The sequence below is a fragment of the Vibrio lamellibrachiae genome (assembly GCF_050337265.1).
Classification (GTDB): domain Bacteria; phylum Pseudomonadota; class Gammaproteobacteria; order Enterobacterales; family Vibrionaceae; genus Vibrio; species Vibrio kyushuensis.
The window spans coordinates 186,196-211,097 of sequence record NZ_JAKJSU010000008.1; the positions used below are offsets into that span (position 1 = coordinate 186,196).

20 protein-coding genes are annotated in these 24,902 nt (G+C 42.0%); 16 read left to right on the forward strand and 4 right to left on the reverse strand.

The window, feature by feature from the left end; translation table 11 throughout:
• The first annotated feature begins 1 nt into the window (after nt 1).
• Genes L4C54_RS14070 through L4C54_RS14100 form a run of 7 tightly spaced genes read left to right on the forward strand, consistent with a single transcriptional unit; the run spans nt 2 to nt 6,582 of the window.
• On the forward strand, nt 2-433 hold the full coding sequence (locus L4C54_RS14070; RefSeq protein ID WP_428808679.1) for a TadE/TadG family type IV pilus assembly protein: 432 nt from the start codon (nt 2-4) through the stop codon (nt 431-433).
• Nucleotides 430-888, forward strand: a complete 459-nt coding sequence (locus tag L4C54_RS14075; RefSeq protein WP_428808680.1) for a TadE/TadG family type IV pilus assembly protein — start codon at nt 430-432, stop codon at nt 886-888. Before L4C54_RS14070 ends, L4C54_RS14075 begins: the two co-directional genes overlap by 4 nt.
• 11 nt (nt 889-899) lie before the next feature.
• Nucleotides 900-2,120 carry a nucleotide-binding protein gene (locus tag L4C54_RS14080; RefSeq protein ID WP_428808681.1) on the forward strand — a complete coding sequence of 407 codons (1,221 nt, stop codon included), beginning with the start codon at nt 900-902 and terminating at the stop codon, nt 2,118-2,120.
• Nucleotides 2,121-2,137: 17 nt separating this feature from the next.
• Nucleotides 2,138-3,616 carry a TadA family conjugal transfer-associated ATPase gene (locus L4C54_RS14085; protein ID WP_428808682.1) on the forward strand — a complete coding sequence of 493 codons (1,479 nt, stop codon included), beginning with the start codon at nt 2,138-2,140 and terminating at the stop codon, nt 3,614-3,616.
• A gap of 12 nt (nt 3,617-3,628) precedes the next feature.
• Nucleotides 3,629-4,597 carry a type II secretion system F family protein gene (locus L4C54_RS14090; protein ID WP_428808683.1) on the forward strand — a complete coding sequence of 323 codons (969 nt, stop codon included), beginning with the start codon at nt 3,629-3,631 and terminating at the stop codon, nt 4,595-4,597.
• A 2-nt stretch (nt 4,598-4,599) separates the two neighbouring features.
• A complete protein-coding gene (locus tag L4C54_RS14095) occupies nt 4,600-5,544 on the forward strand; it encodes a type II secretion system F family protein (RefSeq protein WP_428808684.1) in 945 nt (314 codons plus the stop codon).
• 9 nt (nt 5,545-5,553) lie between these two features.
• Nucleotides 5,554-6,582, forward strand: a complete 1,029-nt coding sequence (locus tag L4C54_RS14100; RefSeq protein WP_428808685.1) for a tetratricopeptide repeat protein — start codon at nt 5,554-5,556, stop codon at nt 6,580-6,582.
• 122 nt (nt 6,583-6,704) lie between these two features.
• On the opposite strand, the gene chrA is transcribed toward L4C54_RS14100, so the two are convergent.
• Nucleotides 6,705-7,850, reverse strand: a complete 1,146-nt coding sequence (gene chrA / locus L4C54_RS14105; RefSeq protein WP_428808686.1) for a chromate efflux transporter — start codon at nt 7,848-7,850, stop codon at nt 6,705-6,707.
• Between the two features lie 141 nt (nt 7,851-7,991).
• Between chrA and L4C54_RS14110 the strand changes: the two genes are divergently transcribed.
• Nucleotides 7,992-8,921, forward strand: coding sequence for a LysR family transcriptional regulator (locus L4C54_RS14110; protein WP_428808687.1), 930 nt, complete (start codon nt 7,992-7,994; stop codon nt 8,919-8,921).
• Nucleotides 8,922-8,973: 52 nt separating this feature from the next.
• Here the strand turns inward: L4C54_RS14110 and L4C54_RS14115 are convergent, their stop codons facing one another.
• Together L4C54_RS14115 and L4C54_RS14120 are read right to left on the reverse strand one after the other, a co-directional pair.
• A complete protein-coding gene (locus L4C54_RS14115) occupies nt 8,974-10,347 on the reverse strand; it encodes a hypothetical protein (protein ID WP_428808688.1) in 1,374 nt (457 codons plus the stop codon).
• A gap of 129 nt (nt 10,348-10,476) precedes the next feature.
• Entirely contained in the window at nt 10,477-11,817 is a 1,341-nt protein-coding gene (locus tag L4C54_RS14120) for an MATE family efflux transporter (protein WP_428808689.1), read from the reverse strand.
• Between the two features lie 540 nt (nt 11,818-12,357).
• Here L4C54_RS14120 and mglB point away from each other — a divergent pair.
• The 8 genes from mglB (at nt 12,358) to L4C54_RS14160 (ending at nt 23,005) form a co-directional block, all read left to right on the forward strand.
• On the forward strand, nt 12,358-13,332 hold the full coding sequence (mglB, locus tag L4C54_RS14125; protein ID WP_428801041.1) for a galactose/glucose ABC transporter substrate-binding protein MglB: 975 nt from the start codon (nt 12,358-12,360) through the stop codon (nt 13,330-13,332).
• 72 nt (nt 13,333-13,404) lie between these two features.
• Nucleotides 13,405-14,910: a galactose/methyl galactoside ABC transporter ATP-binding protein MglA gene (mglA, locus tag L4C54_RS14130; RefSeq protein ID WP_428808690.1), complete on the forward strand. Its 1,506-nt coding sequence runs from the start codon at nt 13,405-13,407 to the stop codon at nt 14,908-14,910.
• Nucleotides 14,911-14,922: 12 nt separating this feature from the next.
• Nucleotides 14,923-15,933 (forward strand): galactose/methyl galactoside ABC transporter permease MglC, encoded by a 1,011-nt coding sequence (gene mglC, locus L4C54_RS14135; protein WP_428801039.1) that lies wholly within the window; start codon nt 14,923-14,925, stop codon nt 15,931-15,933.
• A gap of 532 nt (nt 15,934-16,465) precedes the next feature.
• Entirely contained in the window at nt 16,466-17,725 is a 1,260-nt protein-coding gene (locus L4C54_RS14140) for an ABC transporter substrate-binding protein (RefSeq protein WP_428808691.1), read from the forward strand.
• 88 nt (nt 17,726-17,813) lie between these two features.
• Nucleotides 17,814-18,731 (forward strand): carbohydrate ABC transporter permease, encoded by a 918-nt coding sequence (locus L4C54_RS14145; RefSeq protein ID WP_428801037.1) that lies wholly within the window; start codon nt 17,814-17,816, stop codon nt 18,729-18,731.
• Nucleotides 18,731-19,543: a carbohydrate ABC transporter permease gene (locus L4C54_RS14150; protein ID WP_428801036.1), complete on the forward strand. Its 813-nt coding sequence runs from the start codon at nt 18,731-18,733 to the stop codon at nt 19,541-19,543. The genes L4C54_RS14145 and L4C54_RS14150 overlap by 1 nt, the downstream gene beginning before the upstream one ends.
• Before the next feature lie 122 nt (nt 19,544-19,665).
• Complete coding sequence (locus tag L4C54_RS14155; protein WP_428808692.1) at nt 19,666-20,751, forward strand: ABC transporter ATP-binding protein; 1,086 nt, start codon at nt 19,666-19,668, stop codon at nt 20,749-20,751.
• 133 nt (nt 20,752-20,884) lie between these two features.
• On the forward strand, nt 20,885-23,005 hold the full coding sequence (locus tag L4C54_RS14160) for an alpha-galactosidase (protein WP_428808693.1): 2,121 nt from the start codon (nt 20,885-20,887) through the stop codon (nt 23,003-23,005).
• Between the two features lie 493 nt (nt 23,006-23,498).
• Here L4C54_RS14160 and L4C54_RS14165 read toward each other — a convergent pair whose 3' ends face one another.
• Nucleotides 23,499-24,827 carry an MATE family efflux transporter gene (locus tag L4C54_RS14165; RefSeq protein ID WP_428808694.1) on the reverse strand — a complete coding sequence of 443 codons (1,329 nt, stop codon included), beginning with the start codon at nt 24,825-24,827 and terminating at the stop codon, nt 23,499-23,501.
• Nucleotides 24,828-24,902: the final 75 nt, after the last annotated feature.

Sequence of the window (24,902 nt, forward strand, 5' to 3'; positions counted from 1 at the left end):
TATGAACATGCCAATAAAACAAAAAGGTGTCGCAGCGATTGAGTTCTTAATTGCCGTTCCTGTGTTGTTACTCATTATGGGTGGGATTACAGAGTTTGGTAATGCCTTTATTGAGTACAACACCCTAAACAAAATGGCTCGAAACGGAGCTAGATACGCGACTTCTGGAGTGACAGGAACAAGCAGTTACGACCAAATAGCAGACGAAACAGAGATAAAAAACATTATTGTTTATGGCACGACATCGGCAGGTGAAGGCAGTACTGCGCTGGTAAGTGGTTTAACTACAAGTGATATTTCTATCGATCACTCCAATCAATTTGTCACAGTAACGATAAATCATACCTATACTCCTATAACAAGCTTGTTTTCTGGGTTCATTACAGCAGAAGTCCCGTTGAATACCTCTGCGATAATGAGGACAGCACCATGAGGAAGCAGAATGGTATCACCATAGTTGAGTTCACATTGGTATCAACTGCGTTGTTGATATTGGTGTTGGGAATCATTGAAGTTGGTCGATACATGTATTCATTACAGCTGATAAATGAAATGACCCGTGTTGCCGCAAGGCTTGGTGTGGTGTGTCACATAGATGATCAGGACGATATACCTGCGTTAGTTGTTCCTAGTAATGCACCCGGTGGTTTTACGGCAGCTAATTTAACTATTGAGTATATAGATGGATCTGGAGTAGTGGTTGGCAATCCTGATGCGGATTTTTTAGACATTGAATATGTACGCGCAAGGGTTATCGACTTTGATTACGAATTTGCGGGCTTGTTAAGCTTTCTACAAGGCAACATTCCAGTCCCTACGTTTGAAACGACTCTTCCCAGAGAAAACTTGGGTGAAATCAGAGGCTCGGTGAACGATACAGACTGTTAGGAGAATAATGTATGGGAGAGGCTGTGAAGCTAACCAGAAATGATGACAATCAGATACGCTTGAAAACCAGTCTTAATATTTGGGTATTTTACTCTAGCGATCGATTTCAATTACACATAGGTCAAGAGCTTGCCAAGTGCCAAAGTATTAGCTTCGAGACCATTTCCCTACATAGCCTTGTGGTAGCTAACCTTGCTCAATTCACCGCGCCTGATCTTATTTTTGTTGAAACTGGCCCCAATTGGGCACAAAAGATCGTAGAGCTTCAACAGTATGAGGCGCCTGCTGCATCAGAAGGTTATGAAGCCTCTTTGATTGTTTTTGGTAATGAAAGTGATAACGGTGCATTGAAAATTGCGCTCCGTATTGGCGCTGCTGATTTTGTTTCAGATCGGTCTGAGATTAATGCACTTATTCCGATGTTCAAAAATGTAGCAGAGGAAAAAGTAGCTAGCAGAGATTTAGGTCAGATGTACGCTTTTGTAAATTCAAAAGGTGGTGCAGGTGCATCTACGTTGGCGCTCAATTCCGCTATCACGATCGCGAAGGAGTTTCCTGACAAAGTTCTATTGCTTGATTTGGATCTGCAATTTGGCGTAATTGAGGACTATCTCAACGTATCTTCGCCCTACAGTTTATCTGATGCTATTGCGAGTGTTCCTGATCTCGATGAGGTATCACTAGCAAGCTTAGTCACTAAGCATTCATCTGGGTTACATGTACTCGGTTTTAAGCATGAGAATACCCATGATAATTATGATAAAGCGAAGCATATAAACAAATTGCTTCCTATACTTAGGGAGTTTTACTCTTATGTGATTGTTGATCTTTCTAGAGGAGTAGATCGCCTTTTTGCTCCGGTGATAGCACCTGTAACCAAGGTGTTTCTTATCACTCAGCAAAATCTAGTTTCGATAAAAAATACGTCTCGTATCGCTAAATTGTTAGCTTTAGATTTTGGTATTGGTACAGAGCAACTTGAAGTTATTGTGAACCGCTATGAAAAGCGTCAATCGATTAAGTTGAAAGATATAGAGTCAACCATACTTGGGGTCAAAGTGCATATGGTCCCGAATGATTTTAAAGTGGCGATTGAAAGTGCGAATTTAGGTCGACCATTTATTGAAGCTAAGAATAAAAGCTCGATAGCAAAGTCAGTGGCGGAATTTACCCTAACTATGATGCCAGAGAGTGAACAAAAACAAGGTTGGTTTAAAAGCCTGTTTTCCTAATGGAGTAGGGAGTTAGGATGTTTTTTAAAAGAAAAAATATAAACCCTGAACTGCAAGAAAAGTTAGCTGAAGCCGAGAACCAAAACTTTGAGAGACAAGAAAGTGAAAAGAATATTGTCAGTGAATCTTTGGCGAGCAACTCGGAAGCATCAACACATGTAGGGGAAAGAAAGTCGCTTGAGAAACAAGAGCGAGATAAAGCCGTAGATGATGCGAAAAAGCAGTTAGAGCAAGAAGTGGAAACTAAGCACTATTATCATCAACGCCTACTTGAAACCTTAGATTTGGGTCTTTTAGCGAGCCTAGAAAAAGAGCGAGCGAAAAAAGATCTGCATGACGCCATTGTTCAATTGATGGCTGACGACCAAACTCACGCGTTGAGTGCAGAAGGTCGTAAACGTGTTATCACACAAATTGAAGATGAAGTATTTGGATTAGGACCACTCGAGCCCTTACTCAATGACTCCACTGTATCGGATATTCTCGTCAATGGACCAAAAAGCGTCTTTGTTGAACGACACGGTAAACTGGAAAACACGCCTTACACTTTTTTAGATGATCGCCATTTAAGAAACATCATCGATCGAATTGTTAGTCAGGTAGGGCGCCGTATTGATGAAGCCTCGCCAATGGTTGATGCGCGTCTTCTTGATGGTTCTCGTGTGAATGCCATTATTCCTCCTCTTGCACTAGATGGACCTTCCGTCTCTATTCGTCGCTTTGCCGTTGATAAGCTCACTATGGATAATATGCTTGGTTATAACTCCTTGTCTGAGCCTATGGCTAAATTTGTAGAGGCCGCAGTTCACGGGGAGTTAAATATCCTCATTTCTGGTGGTACAGGCTCAGGAAAAACAACCACACTGAATATATTCTCGGGGTTTATACCAAGTGATTGCCGCATCATAACAATTGAAGATTCAGCCGAACTTCAATTGCAACAACCTCATGTGGTCCGCCTTGAAACCCGACCTGCTAATTTGGAAGGGAAAGGTGAGATCACGCAACGTGATTTGGTTAAAAATACCCTTCGTATGCGACCTGATAGGATTGTATTAGGCGAAGTCCGTGGAAGTGAAGCGGTTGATATGTTGGCCGCGATGAATACTGGTCACGATGGTTCACTGGCAACGATACACGCCAACACACCAAGAGATGCTTTGAGCCGAGTTGAGAATATGTTCTCAATGGCAGGTTGGAACATTTCGACTAAGAATTTACGAGCCCAAATTGCATCAGCGATTCACCTTGTGGTGCAAATGGAACGTCAGGAAGATGGTGGCCGACGAATGACCAGTATCACGGAAATTAACGGCATGGAAGGTGAGATAATTACTATGTCAGAAATATTTAAATTTCAACGTCAAGGAATGGATGAGGACGGCAAAGTAATAGGTTATTTCACCGCCACTGGAGTTGTGCCTGCTTGCCATGACCATTTGTCAAAAAAAGGCCTGCACATGCCATTTGAAATTTTTAATGAGACCTATCAATAGGAGTGGCAACTAATGGGACAAGATCCGACGCTCTTTTATGTATTACTCTTTTTTGCTGTGGTGTTTATATCCCAAGCATTAATATTACCTGCAGCAGGGAGCAAAGCGAAACACAAAGAGCTTTCTGACAGGTTAAAAGAGTCTCAGTCTAACTTAGATGAAGAGACGCGCTCTCTTCTACATGAACATTACTTAAAGAGCTTGACACCAACCGATAGGAAATTGGTTCAGATAGGTATCCTATCCAACTTGAAAAAGAGCATAGAGCTATCTGGATATGACTGGTCTTTGAGTAATACATTAGCAGTGACTTTCATGCTTGCACTAAGTTCCTCGATCATTCTGCTTATTCTAGGTCAACCTTGGTATGTTGAAGTAGCCTCTTTTATTGGCGTGTGGGTTCTTATGAATATGACTATTCAGAGAAAAATTTCACAGCGTTTAGCTAAATTTGAAGAACAATTGCCAGATGCATTGGATATTATGCGTCGGATGCTTCAAGCCGGCCAGCCTGTAACGCAGGCATTTAATGAAGTTGGAACTGAAATGCCAGCGCCTATAGGGATTGAATTCAAGAATACATTTAATTTACTTAATTATGGTTATGATATGCGCCTTGCAATCATGCAAATGGCAGAACGAACTCCCACAGTATCTATGCTCGCCTTTTCAAGTGCAGTTATATTGCAAAAAGAAACGGGCGGGAATTTGTCTGAGAATTTAGAGAAAGTATCACACGTTTTAAGAGCTCGTTTTAAATTACAGCGAAAGATCAAAACAATATCAGCAGAGAGCCGTTTATCAGCATGGATTTTGGTTTTGTCTCCCTTCATTCTATTTATTTTCATGTACTTCTCTAATTCAGAGTACGTTGCTCCTTTGTGGGAAGACCCTAGGGGAATGAATTTAGTGAGTGGTGGGATAATCAGTCTATTTTTTGGCTCTATTTGGATCCGAAATATAATTAACTTTGAGGTGTAACTATGGATCGCCTTATTGAAATGCTTAACCAAATAAATATTGATGAACAGACATTTTTATTAATGTTGGTATTGGTTACAACAACTTTAATAGTCATGACTGTAGCATTTATAATATTTGGCTTTAAATCACCAATTAAAAGAAAGCTTGAAGCGATAAGAAAGGAGTCTGGGGGAGAGAAGCTCAAGAAAAGTCGTAAGCTTGACAACACTTTAGAGTCTTTAGCACCAATGATGACCCCAAAAAACTCTAAAGAGAGTGAGAGCATTCGACATCAGTTGATGCATGCAGGCTATCATGACGCTGATGCTCTAACTATATTTTACGCGATTAAAGTGTTTTCCTTTGTTGTCGGAGTAATGATGGCCGCTTCATTTTATTACTTCTTACCTGATATGGGCAGCCTAAGGTTAGCTATGGGAGGGAGTGTCGGTTTTGGTCTATTTATACCTAATATTGTACTCAGCCAAATAGTGAAAAAACGTCAATCAAAAATTCGAGGAGGGGTCCCAGATGCCTTGGATTTATTAGTAGTATGTACCGAGTCTGGCCTAGGGTTTAACTCTGCATTACGACGTGTGGCGGACGAGTTAATGATCTCACACCCTGAGTTTGCTGATGAATTAGATACTGTTTGTGCCAAGATTAAAGCTGGGGTTGAAATGTCAGATGCCTTTGAAGATTTGGTTGATAGAACGGGTGTAGAAGAAATTACGGGGTTGGTCAAAATGCTTGCTCATGCATCGCGAATTGGTGGCAGTATTTCTCAAACTTTACGCGAATATACTGAAGACTTTCGAGATCGCCGTAACCAAGAAGTTGAAGAGATCGCAGCTAAGATCCCTACTAAAATGATTTTTCCATTACTGCTCTTTATTTGGCCATGTTTCTTCATCGTTGCGATAGGACCATCTATGTTGAGTATCACGGCAACGCTAGGTAAGTAAGGAGTGTTTATGAAAGGATGTAGATTATTCGTTGGTATTGGTTTATCACTGCTATTGACGTCGTGTGCTGCTGAACCTGAACAACCTGGTTTTGATACTACTTTATATGATGGACGACCCGTCGATACACTAACGTCAGATGCGCCACCATTAAATGAAAAAGAAGCAATAATGCGTGGCGATATAGCACTGAGTAAGAACAATATTGATTTGGCGTTGTATGAATATATTCGGTCTCTCTCTTTTCCTGATGGTCAATATCACGATCAGTCACTGTATAACATTGGTCGAATTCACCAATCACGTGGCAATCTCGCATTAGCTGAAAAATCTTATTCAATCGCACTGCAAGAAAACCCAAACAATATAAAAGTGCTTGAGCAGTTAGGCAGTATTTATGCAAAATCTGGCGACGTTGATCAAGGTTATAGCTACTATTTACGCGCATTGAATGCCGACCAAGTACGGCTACAAAGTATCTCGACACTTAATCAAGATGACTTAGTCAATCCTGAGGATGTGGACGTGCTTCAAGTTGATAATGAGTCACCAGTAACAGCTTACATGGGGCTTGGGGTGTTAACCGATGTTAAAGCGAACCATGTGTTAGCGCAGGCCTTTTACAAGAAGGCGCTATTGATAAAGCCTCGCTCGATTAAAGCTCAAATCAATACGGGCTATTCGTACTATATGTCGGGAGATTACCAAACAGCGTTGAAATATACCTTATCTGCATTGGAGCAAAATCCCAATGATGAAAAAGCTCAGAATAACTTAGCTCTGATCTATTTGAGTAAGGGACAGATAAAGAGAGCAATTAATGTCTTTATGCGTCAAATGGATGCGGCGGAAGCCCTCAATAACGTGGGGTATTTCTTAATACTTCAAGGGAATCCAGACAAGGCTATCCCTTACTTACAGCAGGCAATCGATAAAAAACCGTCTTACTATAAAGTCGCTAATGAGAACTTAGAGCGAGCACTTGCTGAGGTGAGAGCAAAGACAATTGAAGATCCCGTTGATGTAGAGATTCAGTAATAACGTCTGTTTTGATTAAATGAATACAGTTAGAAACTAAAAAGGAGAGCGAACGCTCTCCTTTTTTATTCGCTGGGGTTAATAGCCGTGATTTTAACGACTCTAGCACTAAAAGATGGTGATTAAATGAGTCCTGAAGCAATGCCAGATAAAGCAAAGAACACAACCATCCATACAATCGGTAGTTTAAGCTGTTTCAATAAAAAGAAACCGATCAATACCAGAGATATATCGAGACCGCTAAATATGGCACTCGTAAACACCGGTTGATATAAGGCTGAAATTAAAAGACCAACTACAGACGCATTAACGCCTGCAATCGCACCTGATACTTTACGGTTGCTTGCTAGCTGCTGCCAGTTTTTTAATACGCCAAGTAGCAGTAGGAAGCCGGGCAAAAATACGGCCAGTGTCGCAACGATAGCACCAACGACAGGGCTTTCAGGGAGCATTTCAAAGCCAATATACGTGGCAAAGGTAAACATTGGGCCAGGAACAGCTTGAGCAGCAGCGTAGCCAGTTAAGAACGCATCTGTGCTTATCTGGTCGCCTACAATGTTTTGCAGCAGTGGAAGTACAACATGTCCCCCTCCAAAGACTAAACTCCCTGCCTGAAAGAAGTCACTAAACAATGCAATGCTTGGAGCTAGGTATGTAATAAAAGGTAGGCCGAGCAATAATACAGCAAATAAAACTAGGGGCCATACAGATGCCTTAAAGGGTGTATTGTCTTGCTGTGGGGTTGAAGTAGCTAGGTGCTTAACGCCAATGAGTCCGGCTACTAGCAAAACGACAATTTGGGTAGCGATACTTGGCATAATAAGTAACGCTACCGCGGTCGCGACGCACAATCCAACAGTTAAAGTCTGCTTACAGAAATTCTTATACATCCCCCAAGCCGCGTCAGCAACAACAACAACAGCGAGTAGTTTCAAACCGTGAATGATACTTTGAAACAATGAGTGTTCAGTGAGTTGGCTACTTAAAACAGCCAAAGTGAGCATGATTAATACTGAAGGTAGTGTGAAGCCTAAGAAAGCCATACTTGCACCACCGAGCCCTGCTTTTTTGTAACCAATAGCAAAACCAACCTGACTCGAACCTGGTCCGGGTAAAAACTGACTTAGAGCAACGATTTGACCGTACTCTTTATCATCCAACCACTGTCTCTTTTCCACAAACGCATTGCGAAAATAGCCAATGTGAGCAGCAGGACCACCAAAACAGATCCAACCTAAAGCAAAGAAGGTTTTAAAAATAGACCACATAATTTTCTCTACATTCTAAATTAGTAATTACATTCGGCGGTACTGTATGAAATGCACTAGAATGATTCAAATTAATAGTATTAATCTGTACTATTAATAAGATAGGATTATCGATGATGAACGTATATTGGAGAGTGTCGATTGAGTGATATTAATTGGAAAAACATAGATTTAAATCTACTGGTGACATTCTCTCAGCTATATCAATATCGCAGTGTTAGTGTTGCAGCCGAAAAAAGTTATGTCAGTCAGTCAGCAATGAGCCACAGTTTATCTCGTTTGAGGCTACTTCTAGATGATCCGTTGTTTGTGCGTAAAGGACACAGTATGGAGCCGACAGATCGGTCGAACCAAGTCGCGCCAGTGGTTTTCAAGTTGCTTGATTCAATTTCGACACAACTACTAGCAACAGAAAACTTTCTGCCAGAAAACTACGAAGGTGTGTGTCGAATAGGACTTACCGATTACGCTGAATTTATTTATGCCCCCGTTTTGTATGATGCAATTCGTCATAGTGCGCCTAAAGCGCAAGTCAGCTTTATCAATGTGAATCGCTACAATTACGTTAAATTGGCGGAACAGGAGAAGCTTGATGCGGTGATAGGTAGTATTCCTGAAGTCGATACATTATTTAATTCAGCGAAACTTTATACCGAAAAGCATGTTTGTTTGTTCGACCCTAAACAAGTCACGTTTGAAGGACAATTGACAATAGAATGTTTTGCTGATATCGATCAAGCGTTAGTCAGTCCTGATGGTAATTTATCGACACAAGTGGACAAACGTTTGGCTCTACTTGGTTTATCTCGCCAAGTTACTGTAGCGTCACGTAATTTTTTAACTATTCGCAGCTTGCTTAATAACCGTCGTTTGATCGCGATTGTTCCAGAACTAATGGCAAAAGCAGACGCATTTAATGACCAATTGATGACGGCTCCGCCTCCAATAGAGGTTCCTGATTTTGACATTTCGTTATTGTGGCGAGCAAGCAAACATCAAGATGACAAAACTCAATGGCTTCAGGGACTAATTCGTCAAGTTGTGAATAAAGATAATTTAGAACAAATATAGAGGCTGCTTTACTTTTTTGAGGTCCAATTATGCCTTACTAATATTGCTATTTTTACTTATTCGGTAGATCAGGCAGCAAGCAGTTATAACCAAGCCATATCTGAGTTTTAAACTCTGAAGCTTGCTCTACTTGAGGATAAATATCGACACGTTGCTTCACTTTGTTTGTGATAAAGAAAATACACAGAACAGAGAGAAGAATAATGATGGTATGTTGATAGAGAGAGCTATGGCGAGCAAGTGGTGGTGTCGGCTTCATGCTCGCCCAATACATAGCAATACTAAACGTACCGATCAACTGGCTGATTGGGGAGTCCAATACCCCAGAAACTAAACTATAGGTTAGGCCTATCAACATACTGAGGCCGGTAACTCGAACCATCTGATTTTTAGTTTTCGCAACTGATGAAAAACCATAAATAAGAAGAGCAAAGTAGGAGACAAGAGGCACTATACCCCAACTAATATTTGTCCATTGAGGCCAGTTAGGTGGTTGTGAAAAACTCTCCTTTAAACATAGAAAAGAGTCGCCACCCAGCCCCCAGAAGCTTGTCAGTGAAAAAGCTTCAAGCCACAAGGTTATCTGCCCTGATGATTCCGTTTTTAGTGTGCTCCACGTAAACACGTTGCCATGTAAAAACCACTCAGGCACAGGGGAGAGTAAGATGAATTTGAATACTACGCCAAATATAATGGACTGAATGAGTAGTATGATGATCTCTTTACGCCAGTTTGCCTCTAGCCATGCCCATAAAAGTATTGAAACCACACCTACCGCGGCAATTCCCTGCGCATCGGTGGCGAGTATAGTCGTCACATTAAGTGCACAAACGATCCGCATGACATAATGGTAATAATGCTTTCGGTTGCAAATGATTGTGAGATAAAAAATAGGGATCAGTAGCCATATTTGAACTTGATTGATAAATCGAGGATTTAATATCGAATGAATGGATTCTGGTAATTGCATGTAGGCACGAAACCAAAATACTGATGCGATGGATAAAAATAGAAAGATGGAAATCCAAGAGAAGTACTGATAAACCAATACTCGGTGGTGGCGCAATATAGGAACTAAGCTGGTGGCGACAATAGCGAGGCCGAGTATGTAGAAGTAATTCTCTTGTGCATTCCAAACATAAACACGCTGCCAGTTTGCAATAGCTGCAAAGGTAAACAGAGCCATAACAAGCGCAGTACACAATGGTGTGACATTACTAAAAGTTGACCAAAACTGAAATCGATGTTCTTTAAAAAGAGCGAGCCCCAAGCAAAAAATAACCACGATTGCGCAAACAAAGAGTCGCTTAGAGTCATACATCCATAACGATTCACCACGAGTCATCACGGTATTGAAACTAAAAAAGAGGCAGCCGATAAAAATAGTCGAAAGCAGTATTCTATTGGGTAGCTGTGCTTGCTTCATACACTCCATAGCCTTTTGCTTTTTATAAGAGTGTAGACCAATCTAAGCCTTTGGTGCTTGCTATACGGTGGTTCTGGCGACAATCGCTCGGTTTTTAGTACGTGATACCAATAAACAAGCACTTACTACTTATAAAGAGAATTTAACCCACTCTTTTTTACGCCAGCGCCTTGCCATTATTAAGCCTCTAAACCATTCATCAAGTGCAATCGCCATCCATGCACCCAATACGCCATACCCCCAATGAACACCAAACAAGTAACTCATTGCTACGCCAATCCCCCACATACTCAGTATGCCCATTTGGACTGGGAACTTAATATCTCCCGTCGCCTTGAGTGCCGAAATAAAGATAAGATTAAATACTCGGCCGGCTTCAAGAAGGATTGATCCTGTTAATAAGCTAGCGGTGATGACGACGATCTCTGGTTCATGAGTGAATAAATGAATTAACTCGAAACGAACGAGGTAGATGGCAATCATTAATGAGGTTGAGGCTAAAAAGCCAATCACAAAATATTTCTGGACCCTAGTTAATATTTCGTCTGTCCAGCCTTTACCAACATAGTAACCCGTTTGAATCTGCGTCGCTTGCCCAAGCGCTAGTGAAAAAGCAAACGCGATTCGGGCAATATTCTGAGCATAAGTAAAGGCCGCAAGGGATGAAGTGCCCATCTGAACGACGAAATAGACGATCGCCATTTGCGCCATGTTGTACGACAGCACTTCCCCTGCATTCATGCCGCCGATCTTGATGATCTTGCGGTAAATCTCATTTGGTATTTGCTTGTATTGATGGAAGGGTAATTCAATATCTTTCTTTTTCAAGACAACCCAAAGCATTCCGGTGGCGATAACTTGGCTAATCACCGTTGCAATCGCGACCCCTTCAACACCATAAACAGGGATTCCAAAAGGTTGATAGAGAGCGATGTAGTTACCAATGACGTTGATTGCCCCTGCGATGAGGTTAATCACCATAGGCGATCGGGAATAACCGTGGCTGCGTAATATCGTCGCTAAGACAATACCAATCGTTAGGTTAAACGTCATAGCCCCACTGATTACAAGATATTCATAGCCGTACTGTTCAACTTGAGCTTCTAGCCCATAGAGAGGTAAAAAATAGTGTGCCCCTAAAATAGCGATGACGCTGAGCGCAATACCGAGAATGACCGATAGGATAACGCTGGCGATACCCACATAACTAGCGTCTTGCGCGCGTGATGAGCCATTGTATTGAGCGATTAAAATGCCAGTACCGCTGCTGACCATAGATGAAACGATAATTAAGAAGAACGATATTTGCCCAATGACACCAACGGCGGAGACGGCTTTGTCTGAATAACCACTCAACATAAATACATCGCTGGTATTGAGGGCTGTTCTTAGCAATATCTCAACAAATATTGGCCAAGTTAAGGCAACAATACTCATTCGTTTGTTCATCGTGGAGTCGGTGTTTGGCATCAAAGTGGCTCAAAGGAAAAGATAACGCGCCATTTTAGAGTGCGCTATGAGTAAACGGTATCTGAATATGGAAAAAAATAGCGATGGAATAGGGTAAACCTTATAAAGTGCACACAGAGCACTTAATGCGTAATGTGCGTGAAATATTTCATAATGAAGTTCTTCAAACAGCAATAATTTCCAATCATTATGGCAACGTTTCCACATGACTGCATTTATTTGTCGTTTTCTTTGTGGATCTGGTTTCAATTCAACCTTATTAGCAATCAGTTAAAATCGTGACACAGCACTCTTTTTGTATCGCTGTATCGAATTTTCCGCTCTAAAATCGTACAAAGTGTTACCGTCATCATAGAAATAACATAAATCGTTACATTTCCTTCGAGAGTGAACAAACTTTTAACCAATTCACATTAATTGTTCTAAATATCACTATACTCGATTGGGTAAACGTTTCCATTCATTGTTTGAATATAACAAAAAGACGTTTTTACCTCCTACACCCTTTAGAAAGACACAATTACAAATAGGACTTGTTCAATGAGAAAGCTAACACTATTGGCAACGCTGTGCGCCGGAATGACTTTTGGAACTCAAGCTATCGCAGATACGACGATTGGTTTCACTGTCTATAAGTATGACGATAACTTCATGTCTGTTGTACGCCAAGCAATTGTAAAAGAAGCAGATCAAGATGGTGATACTCGTATCTTGATGAATGATTCACAAAACAACCAGTCGATGCAAAACGACCAGATTGATGTGATGTTGGCGCGTGGCGTAAAAGCGTTAGCAATCAACTTGGTGGATCCAGCTGCTGCACCAGTGATTATCAAAAAGGCAAAAATGGATGATGTGCCAATTGTGTTTTACAACAAAGAACCGTCAGCAAAAGCACTCGCAAGCTACGACAAAGCTTACTACGTGGGTACAGACTCTAAAGAGTCGGGCATCATTCAAGGCGACTTGATAGCGCAGCATTGGCAAGCGAACCCTGCTTGGGACCTTAATGGTGATGGCGTAATTCAATATGTACTTCTAAAAGGTGAACCGGGCCATCCAGATGCTGAAGCGCGTACTTCTTACGTTATTAGCACTCTTAATGACAGTGGGCTTAAAACTGAAAAACTTCATCTTGATACTGGCATGTGGGATACAGCCATGGCGAAAGATAAGATGGATGCATGGATTTCAGGCCCGAACGGCAGCAAAATTGAAGTTGTTATTGCCAACAATGATGGCATGGCAATGGGCGCGATAGAGTCGCTTAAAGCCGCAGATTCTGATTTACCTGTATTTGGTGTCGATGCACTAAGTGAAGCTCTCGCATTGGTTAAATCAGGAAAAATGGCGGGTACTGTTCTAAACGACGCTGGATCTCAAGCGAAAGCGACCTTTGAATTAGCACGTAACTTGGCTAACGGTAAGCCTGCGGCAGAAGGTACTCAGTGGGAAGTTGTCAACAAAGTAGTGCGTGTTGCCTACGTGGGTGTTGATAAGAGCACTTTAGAGTAATTTTCTAACGATTAAAGTAAGTAAGGGGCGTTTTGCTCCTTACTCATTTCTCACTCTGTAGTAAGTGAAGCCATGGCTAATCAAGAAGAATTCCTGTTAGAGATGACAGGTATAAGTAAAGAGTTCCCGGGTGTTAAGGCATTAGATAAGGTGAACCTTAAGGTTCGTCCACATTCCATTCATGCTTTGATGGGCGAGAATGGAGCAGGGAAGTCTACCCTCCTTAAGTGTCTGTTTGGCATCTATGAAAAAAATGAAGGCGATATAGTCTTCCTTGGCGACAAGATTAATTTTCAATCGTCAAAGCAAGCGCTGGAATCAGGCGTGTCGATGGTACACCAAGAGCTAAACCAAGTTTTACAGCGTACCGTGATGGACAATATCTGGCTTGGTCGTTATCCAAAAAAAGGTTTTTTTGTCGATCACGACAAAATGTATCGTGACACTAAAGCGGTATTTGAAGAGCTTGATATTGATATCGACCCAAAAGTAAAAGTGTCGACGTTATCAGTATCGCAAATGCAGATGGTGGAAATCGCCAAAGCATTTTCCTATAACGCACGTATCGTGATTATGGATGAGCCAACATCATCACTGACTGAAAAAGAAGTAAATCACCTATTTACCATCATTAAAAAGCTTAAAGAAAAAGGCTGTGGCATCGTTTATATCTCCCACAAAATGGAAGAAATCTTTGCGATATGTGATGAAGTCACCGTTCTACGAGACGGTCAGTGGGTTGATACTAAGCCATTGAAAGATCTCGATATGGATAAGATCATTGCCATGATGGTCGGCCGTGATCTCACACAACGTTTTCCGGAAAAGGATAATGAACCGAAAGATACCATTCTCAAAGTCAGTAATCTCACCGCTTTAAATCAACCTTCTATAAAAGATATTAGCTTTGAGCTTCGCCAAGGAGAGGTGTTGGGTATTGCAGGGCTTGTGGGTTCTAAACGAACAGACATTGTTGAAACACTGTTTGGCGTACGTGAACGCAGTGAAGGAGAAATACACCTCCACGGTCGACCAATGAAAAACCGAGATGCTCATGAAGCTATTGGTAATGGTTTCGCGTTGGTTACCGAAGAGCGTCGCTCTACTGGGATCTATTCAAACCTCGATATTACGTTCAATTCATTGGTCGCGAATGTTGATGAATATAAATCTACTTTGGGCCTGCTAAGTAATAAAAAAATGAGCAGTGATACCCAGTGGGTGATTGATTCAATGCGAGTGAAAACACCATCTCATGCCACCAATATCGGTTCGTTATCGGGCGGTAATCAGCAAAAAGTGATTATTGGTCGATGGTTGCTAACTAGCCCTGAAATATTGATGCTTGATGAGCCGACTCGCGGTATTGATGTGGGGGCTAAATACGAGATTTATCAATTGATTTTGGACCTCGCGAAAAAAGGAAAAGGGATCATTATTATCTCATCAGAAATGCCGGAGCTTCTCGGAGTGACCGACCGAATTATGGTGATGAGTAATGGTCGCAATGCTGGGATCGTTGAGACAAAAACAACGACTCAAACTGAAATTATAGAACTAGCTTCTCGCTATCTTTAAGGAATATCTTAGATGGATACTTTAAAAAGACTGAGCATGTTGAAATACCTCAAAGAAGGCGGTATTTACGCGGTACTGTTCATCTTACTTGCGGTCATTGTCATTCAAGAACCGTCATTTTTAAGCTTGCGTAACTTAAGTAATATTCTGACTCAATCATCAGTACGTATCATTATTGCGCTTGGTGTTGCTGGCCTTATTATTACTCAAGGTACTGACCTTTCTGCGGGTCGTCAGGTTGGTTTGGCGGCAGTATTGTCGGCCACCTTGCTTCAAGCTACTGACAATGTGAACAAGGTTTTTCCGGCTCTAGGTGAAATCCCAATTGTCGTGGTGATTATTGCAGTCTGTGCAGTTGGCGCTTTGATTGGCCTGATCAACGGTATTATCGTCGCGTATTTAAAAGTGACGCCATTTATCGCCACCTTGGGCTCAATGATCATGGTGTACGGCGTTAACTCGCTCTACTTTGACTCAGTAGGAGCATCCCCAATCGCTGGCTTTGATGATCGTTTTTCTGAGTTTGCTCAAGGGTTTATTCGCCTCGGTGACTTTAGGCTTTCATACTTAACTTTCTACGCTATTTTTGCGATTGGTTTTGTCTGGGTACTGTGGAATAAAACCGTCTTTGGTAAGAACATTTACGCGATTGGTGGTAACCCAGAAGCGGCGAAAGTATCCGGTGTTAATGTTCCTATTACTTTACTTAAAATCTATGCATTATCCGGTGTGTTCTACGCATTTGGCGGCATGTTGGAAGCGGGGCGCATAGGTAGTGCAACTAATAACTTAGGCTTCATGTACGAGCTAGACGCCATCGCTGCCTGTGTGGTGGGTGGCGTGTCATTTGCTGGTGGTGTTGGTAGTGTAATGGGGGTAGTAACTGGGGTTCTTATCTTTACTATCATTAACTACGGTATGACCTACATCGGCGTAAGCCCTTACTGGCAATACATTATTAAAGGCGGGATCATTATCTTTGCGGTCGCGCTCGATTCAATGAAGTACGCGAACAAGAAATAGTGTTGCAGCTTTAAGATACGATTAAATATTAGGTCACGTAACTATTGAGCGCTAAGGTTCCCCTTGGCGCTTTTTTGCACTCTATTATCAATAGAAACTTGGATCATTCAGAGCACCCCCATACTCTCCTTAAGCCCATACCTTATTTGCTACGTCGGTCGTCATCTCTGACTATACTTCAAACTTATTGTATAACACCCAACTACACGTCCTCTCTTTATGTAATCGTTTCCAAATCGGTTCGAAAACAACATGGTAAATATATTTATTAAGTTGTTTCGAGTTCTTTTTGATAAGCATTCTCCCTAAATTTACTATTGATAATATTGTTTGTAACTTAGTTGTCGGCTAAATATATTAAAGCCTATTCATTATATACAGCCTCGTGTGGGCGTGATCTTTCTCACGGTGTTGGTGTCTGTTATTTCTCAGATCACAGTTTTCACGTTCATGACTAACTGTTCATTTTCTTAAATGATAGATTTTGTGTAAACGTTACCAAAGCGTTCCCTACAATAAGAGAGATAACACAATGAAAAAGACGATGACCAAAGGATTGATTGCTTCTGCTATCGGTATGTCGCTGTTTAGCCAGGCTTTATTGGCTGAAGAAGTTACTGTGTGGGCATGGGATCCAAACTTTAACGTAGCCATTATGGAAGAAGCGGCAGCACGTTACACCAAAGAGAATCCTGATGTGACATTTAACATCATCGACTTTTCTAAAGGTGAGGTTGAACAGAAACTTCATACCATGTTGGCGTCTGGCGTAACGTCTGCTCTGCCAGATGTTGTCCTTATTGAAGATTACAATGCACAAAAGTATCTACAATCCTACCCAGGTTCATTTGCTCCAATGACTGAGAAAGTGGATTATAGCGCTTTTGCTCCTTACAAAGTGAGCGTGATGAGCTACAACGGTGACGTATACGGAATGCCTTTTGATACGGGCGTAACGGGCATGTACTACCGTACTGATATTCTGGAAAAAGCAGGGTTCAGCGCTGAAGATATGCACAACATTACTTGGGAACGTTATATTGAAATTGGTAAGCAAGTAAAAGAGAAAACAGGCGTTGCGATGCTTGGAACCAACCCAGATGACTTAGCCATGATTCGTATCATGATGCAGTCTGGCGGTGAGTGGTACTTCAATGAAGACGGTTCTCTAAACCTTGTAAACAACGAATCACTTAAAGAAGCACTAGAAGTGTTTAGGCAGTTGATGTCTGATGATCTTTCTCGCCCTGCTGTTGGTTGGTCTGAATGGGTGGGTACCGTTAACCGCGGCCAAGTTGCAACGATCACAACCGGTGTTTGGATTACACCTTCAGTGAAAGCATCCGATGATCAAACGGGTAAATGGTCAATTGCACCGACACCAAAACTATCAAAAGAAGGGGCGGTTAATGCCTCTAACCTTGGCGGTTCAAGTTGGTACGTATTAGGTACGTCGAAAGTAACCGATACGGCGATTGATTTCTTAAATGACGTTTACGCGAAAGACGTGAATTTCTACGAAACGATTTTGAAAGAGCGCGGTGCGGTAGGTTCTTACTTACCTTCTGCAAAATCTGAAGCGTACAAATACACATCTGATTTCTTTGCAGGGCAACAAATTTACTCTGATTTCGCTGGCTGGTTAGTTGATATCCCACAAGTGAACTACGGTATCTATACGTATGAAGTAGATAACGCAATCAGTTCACAAATGCCAGCGCTGATGCAGGGTATGCCTGTTGATACAATGCTTGAGCGCGTTCAACAGCAACTAGAATATCAATTACGTTAATACGGCTTACAAGGCACTTACTCAGCGCTAAGACTTCGTATTACCGAATGACTACGCTGAAAGTGCCTTAATTTAATAGGTATGTTTAATGAGTAGTGCAACGCTAGCAAACTCGACAGATAAGAAAATGAAAAACAAAAGTTTTCACCGGTTTTATGACATAAATGGTTGGGCGTTCGTTTTGCCTGCGGTCACGCTTGTGGCTCTATTTATGATCTACCCAATCCTAAACTCTTTATGGATGTCGCTGCACTCTGGCCGCGGTGTCATGGTGGAGTTTGTAGGATTTGGCAATATTGAGCGTTTATTTAACGACCCATTTTTTATAAAAGCACTGACCAATACCTTTATTTTCTTACTGTGCCAAGTGCCGGTAATGATCTTCCTCTCTTTGGTGCTCTCTTCATGTCTAAACTCACCTAACTTGAAGTTCCGTGGGTTGTTTAGACTTGCGATTTTCTTACCGTGTGTGACATCACTGGTTGCCTACTCAATTCTATTCAAAAGTATGTTTGCTTATGAAGGGATAATGAACCAGTTCTTGCTTTGGGCTGGAATAGTTGCAGACCCAATTCCATGGTTGTCTGACCCATTTTGGGCAAAAGTCACCATCATTCTAGCGATCACTTGGCGCTGGACAGGCTACAACATGATCTTTTTCTTATCAGCAATGCAGAACATTGATAAGTCGATTTATGAAGCCGCTACGATTGAAGGCGTGAGCAAAGTGAAGCAGTTCTTCTTCATTACGGTTCCACTGCTTAAGCCCGTTATATTATTTACCACCGTGATGTCGACGATCGGTACGTTGCAGCTGTTTGATGAAGTGATGAACATTACGGAAGGTGGACCTGCAAACGAAACCATGACGTTGTCGATGTACATCTATGACCTGTCATTTAAGTTTGTCCCTAACTTTGGCTATGCCGCGACAGTCTCTTACGTCATCGTTTTCTTCGCAGCTATCTTAGCTATGCTTCAATTCAGAATCGCTAAGGATAAATAATGTCTAAAACAAAAATATCTACTGTTTTTATGTACGCAATGTTAACTATTGCGTCGGTTGTTTCCTTGTTCCCTTTTTACTGGATGCTGGTCTCGACAACGAATACCACAACAGAAATCAACACAGGTAAGTTCACGTTTGGCGATCAGCTGTTTGTTAACTTAGCTCGATTTGCAGAGCAAGTTGATATCACTTTGATTTTTGGTAACACGGCAAAAATCGCGATTTTAAGTACTCTGCTAACACTGCTTATTTCATCGATGGCGGGCTACGGGTTTGAAATTTACAAGAACCGTAATCGTGATCGCGTTTATACCGCGATGCTGTTAACCATGATGATCCCATTTGCAGCCATGATGATCCCGCTGTTCACCATGATGGCGAAGCTGAATTTATTGGATACGCACTTCGCGGTTATCTTACCAACGGTCGCATCGGTATTTATCGTTTTCTACTTTAGGCAGTGCACCAAAGCATTTCCTAATGAGTTGATCGATGCAGCCAGAGTTGATGGTGTTTCTGAATGGAAGATCTACTTATACGTTTATCTTCCTGTGATGAAAACAACCTACGCAGCGGCATTCATTATCGTCTTTATGGGCTCATGGAATGCGTTCCTATGGCCGCTGATTGTATTGCAATCGGCAGAGCTTAAAACGATCAACTTAGTGTTGTCATCCATGTCATCGGCTTACTTCCCTGACTTCAGCGTCATTATGGTTGGGACGGTCTTGGCCACATTGCCGACGCTCGCTGTGTTCTTCTTAATGCAGAAGCAGTTTGTAGCAGGTATGACAGGTTCAGTTAAATAGACACAACCGATACGAATAAAAAGAATAATGGGCCAAGCGACAATGCTGCGCTTGGCTATGAACAAATTAACTCGATAAAGACGTGTTTAACGAAAGCGTTGTACACATCCTGAGGAAGAATTATGGCTGACATCAAGCTATCTAAAATTGTAAAAAACTACGGCGATACAAAAGTGATCAAGGGTGTTGATCTCGATATCAAACAGGGTGAATTTGTTGTTTTTGTAGGGCCATCGGGCTGTGGTAAATCAACGTTGCTGCGTTTGGTTGCAGGCCTTGAAGAGATTACTTCTGGCGATCTAGAAATTGAAAACCGAGTAGTTAACCACCTTGATCCATCTGAGCGTGGCATTGCCATGGTATTTCAATCTTACGCACTGTATCCGCACATGACGGTACAAGAGAACATGGGCTTTGGCATGAAGATGAACGGTTTCCCGAAAGAGGAGATCGCAAGTCGTGTAGACAGAGCAGCAAAAGCTCTTCAGCTTGATCAACTAATGGAGCGTAAGCCAAAAGATCTGTCTGGTGGTCAACGTCAGCGTGTGGCTATCGGCCGAGCTATTGTTCGCGATCCAAAAGTATTCCTGTTTGATGAGCCACTATCAAACCTCGATGCAGAGTTGCGTGTTGATATGCGTCTGCAGATTTCAAACCTGCACCGTGAGCTAGATACAACAATGATCTACGTAACGCACGATCAGGTTGAAGCGATGACTTTAGCTGACAAGATTGTTGTACTCCGTGATGGTCAAGTTGAACAGGTAGGGTCACCATTAGAGCTGTACAACTACCCACAAAATGAGTTCGTAGCCGGTTTTATCGGCTCTCCCAAAATGAATATGCTGCCAGCAACGATTACCGCGATTCAAGGTAACTCAGTTACTATCATCTTGCCTGATCAACAGTCGTTTACATTGACGTGTGAAGCTGCCCGTTTGTCGATTGGCGATAAGGTCACGTTTGGACTTCGCCCAGAGCATCATGCCGCAGGTGTTGAGTTACCAAACCAATTAAAATTCACCATGAGCGATATTGAGCGACTAGGTAACAGTACTTATTTGTTTGGTGAAGTGGGCGGACATCATAACTATAAGATTCATGTTTCTGGTGATATGGAAGCGCAGCGTGGTGATGTAATGACGTTTAGCTTCGCACTCGAAAATACGCACTTATTTAAAGATGGTTTGCGTATACCAAGTCTGTAGATTTTCCCCCTAGCTACCGTATTTGAACCTGATAACGTATTAGATAAACAAAAAGCAGTGCATGAGCACTGCTTTTTTTTTCATAACATGCCTTTAGAGTATGTTCGTTTAAGACTATGCCAGAGCGACGCTGATGAATAAAACAATCCAACTCAATAGCCAAGATTCCACCATTCTTATTAATTTGTTGCCTAGCCCTGCGATCATCTATTGGGGAGAGAAGTTAGAGTTATTAAGTCATCAGCAGATTGAGAGCTTTTTATCGTTGACTGATAGAGGATTGATGCAAGCTCGAATCGATGAAGATATTCCGATTACTCTGTGTCCTGAACTTGGCCGAGCGAACTTCGGCTCTCTGGGCATTGAAGCGCATCGAGATGGGCAAGCTTGGTCGCCTCAGCTAGATTACCACTCTCATCAACAGACAGGGCAGACTCTAGTGATAGAGTGCCGAGATGAACTGGCATCGTTAAACGTATCTATTGAGATGACTTTAGATGAAGTATCAAACGTGCTTTCAAAGCGAATGAGCGTCACTAATATCCATCAAGATTTTCTATCTCTTAATCAGTTTACTCTAACGCTTCCTCTTCCCTATCAAGCGAATGAAGTTCTCTCATTTCATGGGCGATGGAGTAGGGAGTTACAGTCGCAACGAACGGCATTGCATCATGGTCAATTTACCCAAGAGAACCGCCGAGGAAGAACTTCACACGAATACTTTCCAGGATGTTTGATTGGCGAAGAGAGTTTCTCAGAACAACAGGGGCAGGTTTGGGGCTTTCACTTAGCATGGAGTGGTAATCATCGCTGGAAAGCTGAGGTGAAAAGTGATGGTCGTCGTTTGATGCAAGCCGGAGAGTTATTGCTGCCGGGCGAGGTGCAATTAAATCAAAACGAGCGTTATCAAACCCCTACGCTTTACGCCAGTTACAGTTCAAGGGGCATCAATGGGTTGAGAAAACATTTCCACCGTTTTATTCGCGAGAACTTGATTCGATTTGATGACGCGAAAGTTCGACCTGTCCATCTCAACACTTGGGAAGGAATCTATTTTGATCACAAACCTAGTTACCTGAGTGAGATGATTTCTGAAGCCGCTAAAATTGGTGTTGAAAGATTCATTATCGACGATGGTTGGTTCAAAGGACGTAACAATGATAAAGCGGCGTTAGGTGACTGGTTGGTGGATAAAACTAAGTATCCTCAAGGGTTATCTCCGCTGATCGAACAGGTTAATGATCTGGGAATGGAGTTTGGTCTATGGGTTGAGCCCGAGATGTTTAATCCCGATTCCGATCTGTTTCGTTCTCACCCTGATTGGTTATTAGCTACTGACGGATACTGCTCTATCACTGGGCGTAACCAATATCTGCTTAACCTACAAAATCCAGACTGTTTTGATTACCTATATGGCGCACTAAACACTTTGCTAGCTGATCATAATATCGGCTATTTGAAGTGGGATATGAACCGAGAAATCGTACAGGCTAGCCACCTTGGACGAGCGGCAGTCCATGGTCAAACTCGTGCCTTGTATCGCCTACTGGAGAAGTTAAATCAAGCTCACCCAGATGTAGAGATTGAATCATGCTCCTCTGGGGGCGGGCGGATGGATTATGAGATTTTGCGCTATACCTGCCGTTTTTGGACGTCAGACTGCAACGATGCGTTAGAGAGACAAACAATTCAGCGCAACATGAGTATATTTTTCCCACCAGAGCTTATGGGCGCGCACATAGGCCCTAAAAAAAGCCACACCACGCGTCGAATCCATGACATTCACTTTCGAGGTTTAACCGCGTTGTTTGGCCATATGGGGGTAGAGCTGGATCCTGTTGCTGAAACTGAACAAGAGAAGCTGGAGTTTAAGCACTATATCAATCTACATAAACGTTTTAGACCATTGCTTCATTCAGGGCAAAGCTTTTATCTAGATAGCCAAGACAAGGGCCGACAGGCGTACGGAGTGTTTGATGAGAAGCAAATGCTCATCACAGTCGCGCAACTGGCAATGCCTGAATACATGCTCATGGAGCCGCTAAAGCTTGCGATGCTAGAGGGGGAGAGTCACTATCTAGTCACACTAGTTAGCTTCCCACAATCAAGTTCGGGCCTAATGAAGTGTCAGCCAGCTTGGACCGAAGAAAGTCCACTCATGGTGAAGGGGAGTTTGCTACAAAAGGTAGGTTTGAGTTTACCGATCTTAGACCCTGAAGCTGCAATATTGATCCACATTCAAAGGTGTGACTAATTAGCTTTTGAGAATGAAGTAATGATAGCGATATCAGAGTTCGAGTTGATGTCCTAGAGGCTTGTAGGGTTGCCAGAGAGTTTGGGAAAAACGGTTAGAGTGTCGACAAGAAGAAAGTCGCTCCTATTTGGGTGTATAGCGTAAATAGTAGAGCGACTCTTTTGAGTGATTAGCTGGCTGCTCGTGAGAGTCCTAAGTATAAACCTACGACAATTGCGACTACGCTAGCTGATCCCATGATTAGAACTGAAGCTACATTAAGGTCCATGTTAATCCTCTATTTTTTAAGATTTTAAAGACTGAATTATATCGATTAACAGGGTTGGAAAAATGATTTTCGGGTAGGGGTTATTCTCTTGTTACAATTTTTAAATTACGTTTAAAATTGGAAACATTTTCAATTGAAAATCGTTTTTTATTCGTATGTAAAACCCATCTCATTCGCATAATTGGGAGATGAAAATAGAGACAGGTTTTATTATATTGAATTGTTCTACAGCTTAAACTGCAACCATATTTTACTGCGCCAGCGTCTAACCATAATAAGGCCTCTAAACCATTCATCCATGGCGATGGCTATCCATGCACCAAGAACGCCCATACTCCAGTGAATGCCGAGTATATAGCTCATCACGACCCCAATCCCCCACATGCTAATGATGCCCATTTTTACGGGGAATTTGATATCACCACTGGCTTTGAGAGCCGAGATAAACACCAAATTAAACGCACGGCCTGCTTCTAGAAAAATAGAAGCGCCAATCAGAGCCGCAGTGAGCTGTATGATTTCTGGATCTTGGGTGAAAATGCTGAGTATTGAGAAGCGACATAGGTAGAACAAGCCCATCATCAATACTGAGACAATAAACCCTGCAACAAAGTACCACTGCACTCGTTGCCAAATTTCGTCGATGTATTGTTTTCCAATGTAATAGCCTGTTTGGATTTGTGTGGCTTGACCAAGGGCTAAAGAGAAAGCAAAAGCGATTCGAGCAATGTTTTGTGCATAGGTGTAAGCGGCTACTGAAGCGGTTCCCATTGATATGACGAAATACATAATGGTTATCTGAGCCATATTATAAGAGAGTACTTCACCTGCATTAAGCGCACCGATTTTCACTATTTTTTTGTAAACCGCTTTTGGAATCACACGGTATTGAGCCAGTTTTAGCGGTATTGAGCAGTATCTAAGCATTGCAAAGAGCAATAGTGTGCTGACAATTTGGCTAACGACGGTTGCTATGGCGACGCCTGATACTCCGTAAACAGGGAGTCCGAACGGTTGATAAAGCGCAATGTAGTTACCAATTAGGTTGATCACCCCTGCGATCAAATTAATGATCATCGGTGACTTTGAGTAGCCATGGCATCGCATGATCGTTGAGATCACCACGCCAAACGTGACGACAAAAGTAAAACTGCCACTAATCACCAGATACTCTTTTGCGTAGCTAAGAACTTCAGCTTCTAGGCTGAGAAAAGGCAGTAGGTAGAACGCTGAAAAACAAGCAAACAAACTTAGTATTACACCGACGCCAAGTGCCAATACAAAACTAGCGACGTTTACTTGGTGTGTTTTTTCTTTATTTCCTGCGCCAAGGTATTGAGCAATTAAAATGCTGCTTCCGCTACTTACCATGCTTGAAACGATAAGAAGAAAGAAAGAGATTTGCGTGACAACGCCAATAGCGGAGACGGCTTTATCTGAGTAACTACTTAGCATAAACACATCGCTGGTATTTAGCGCTGTTCGTAACAAAACCTCTATAAATATAGGCCATGTTAGCGCAACAATACTCATGCGTTTGGCTGTGTTTGGCATGTAAGAAACCCTTAAAAAGTGTGACGTGGTTCAAAAAAGAAAGCGATGCTAATGCATCGCTTTAATTAAGGACAG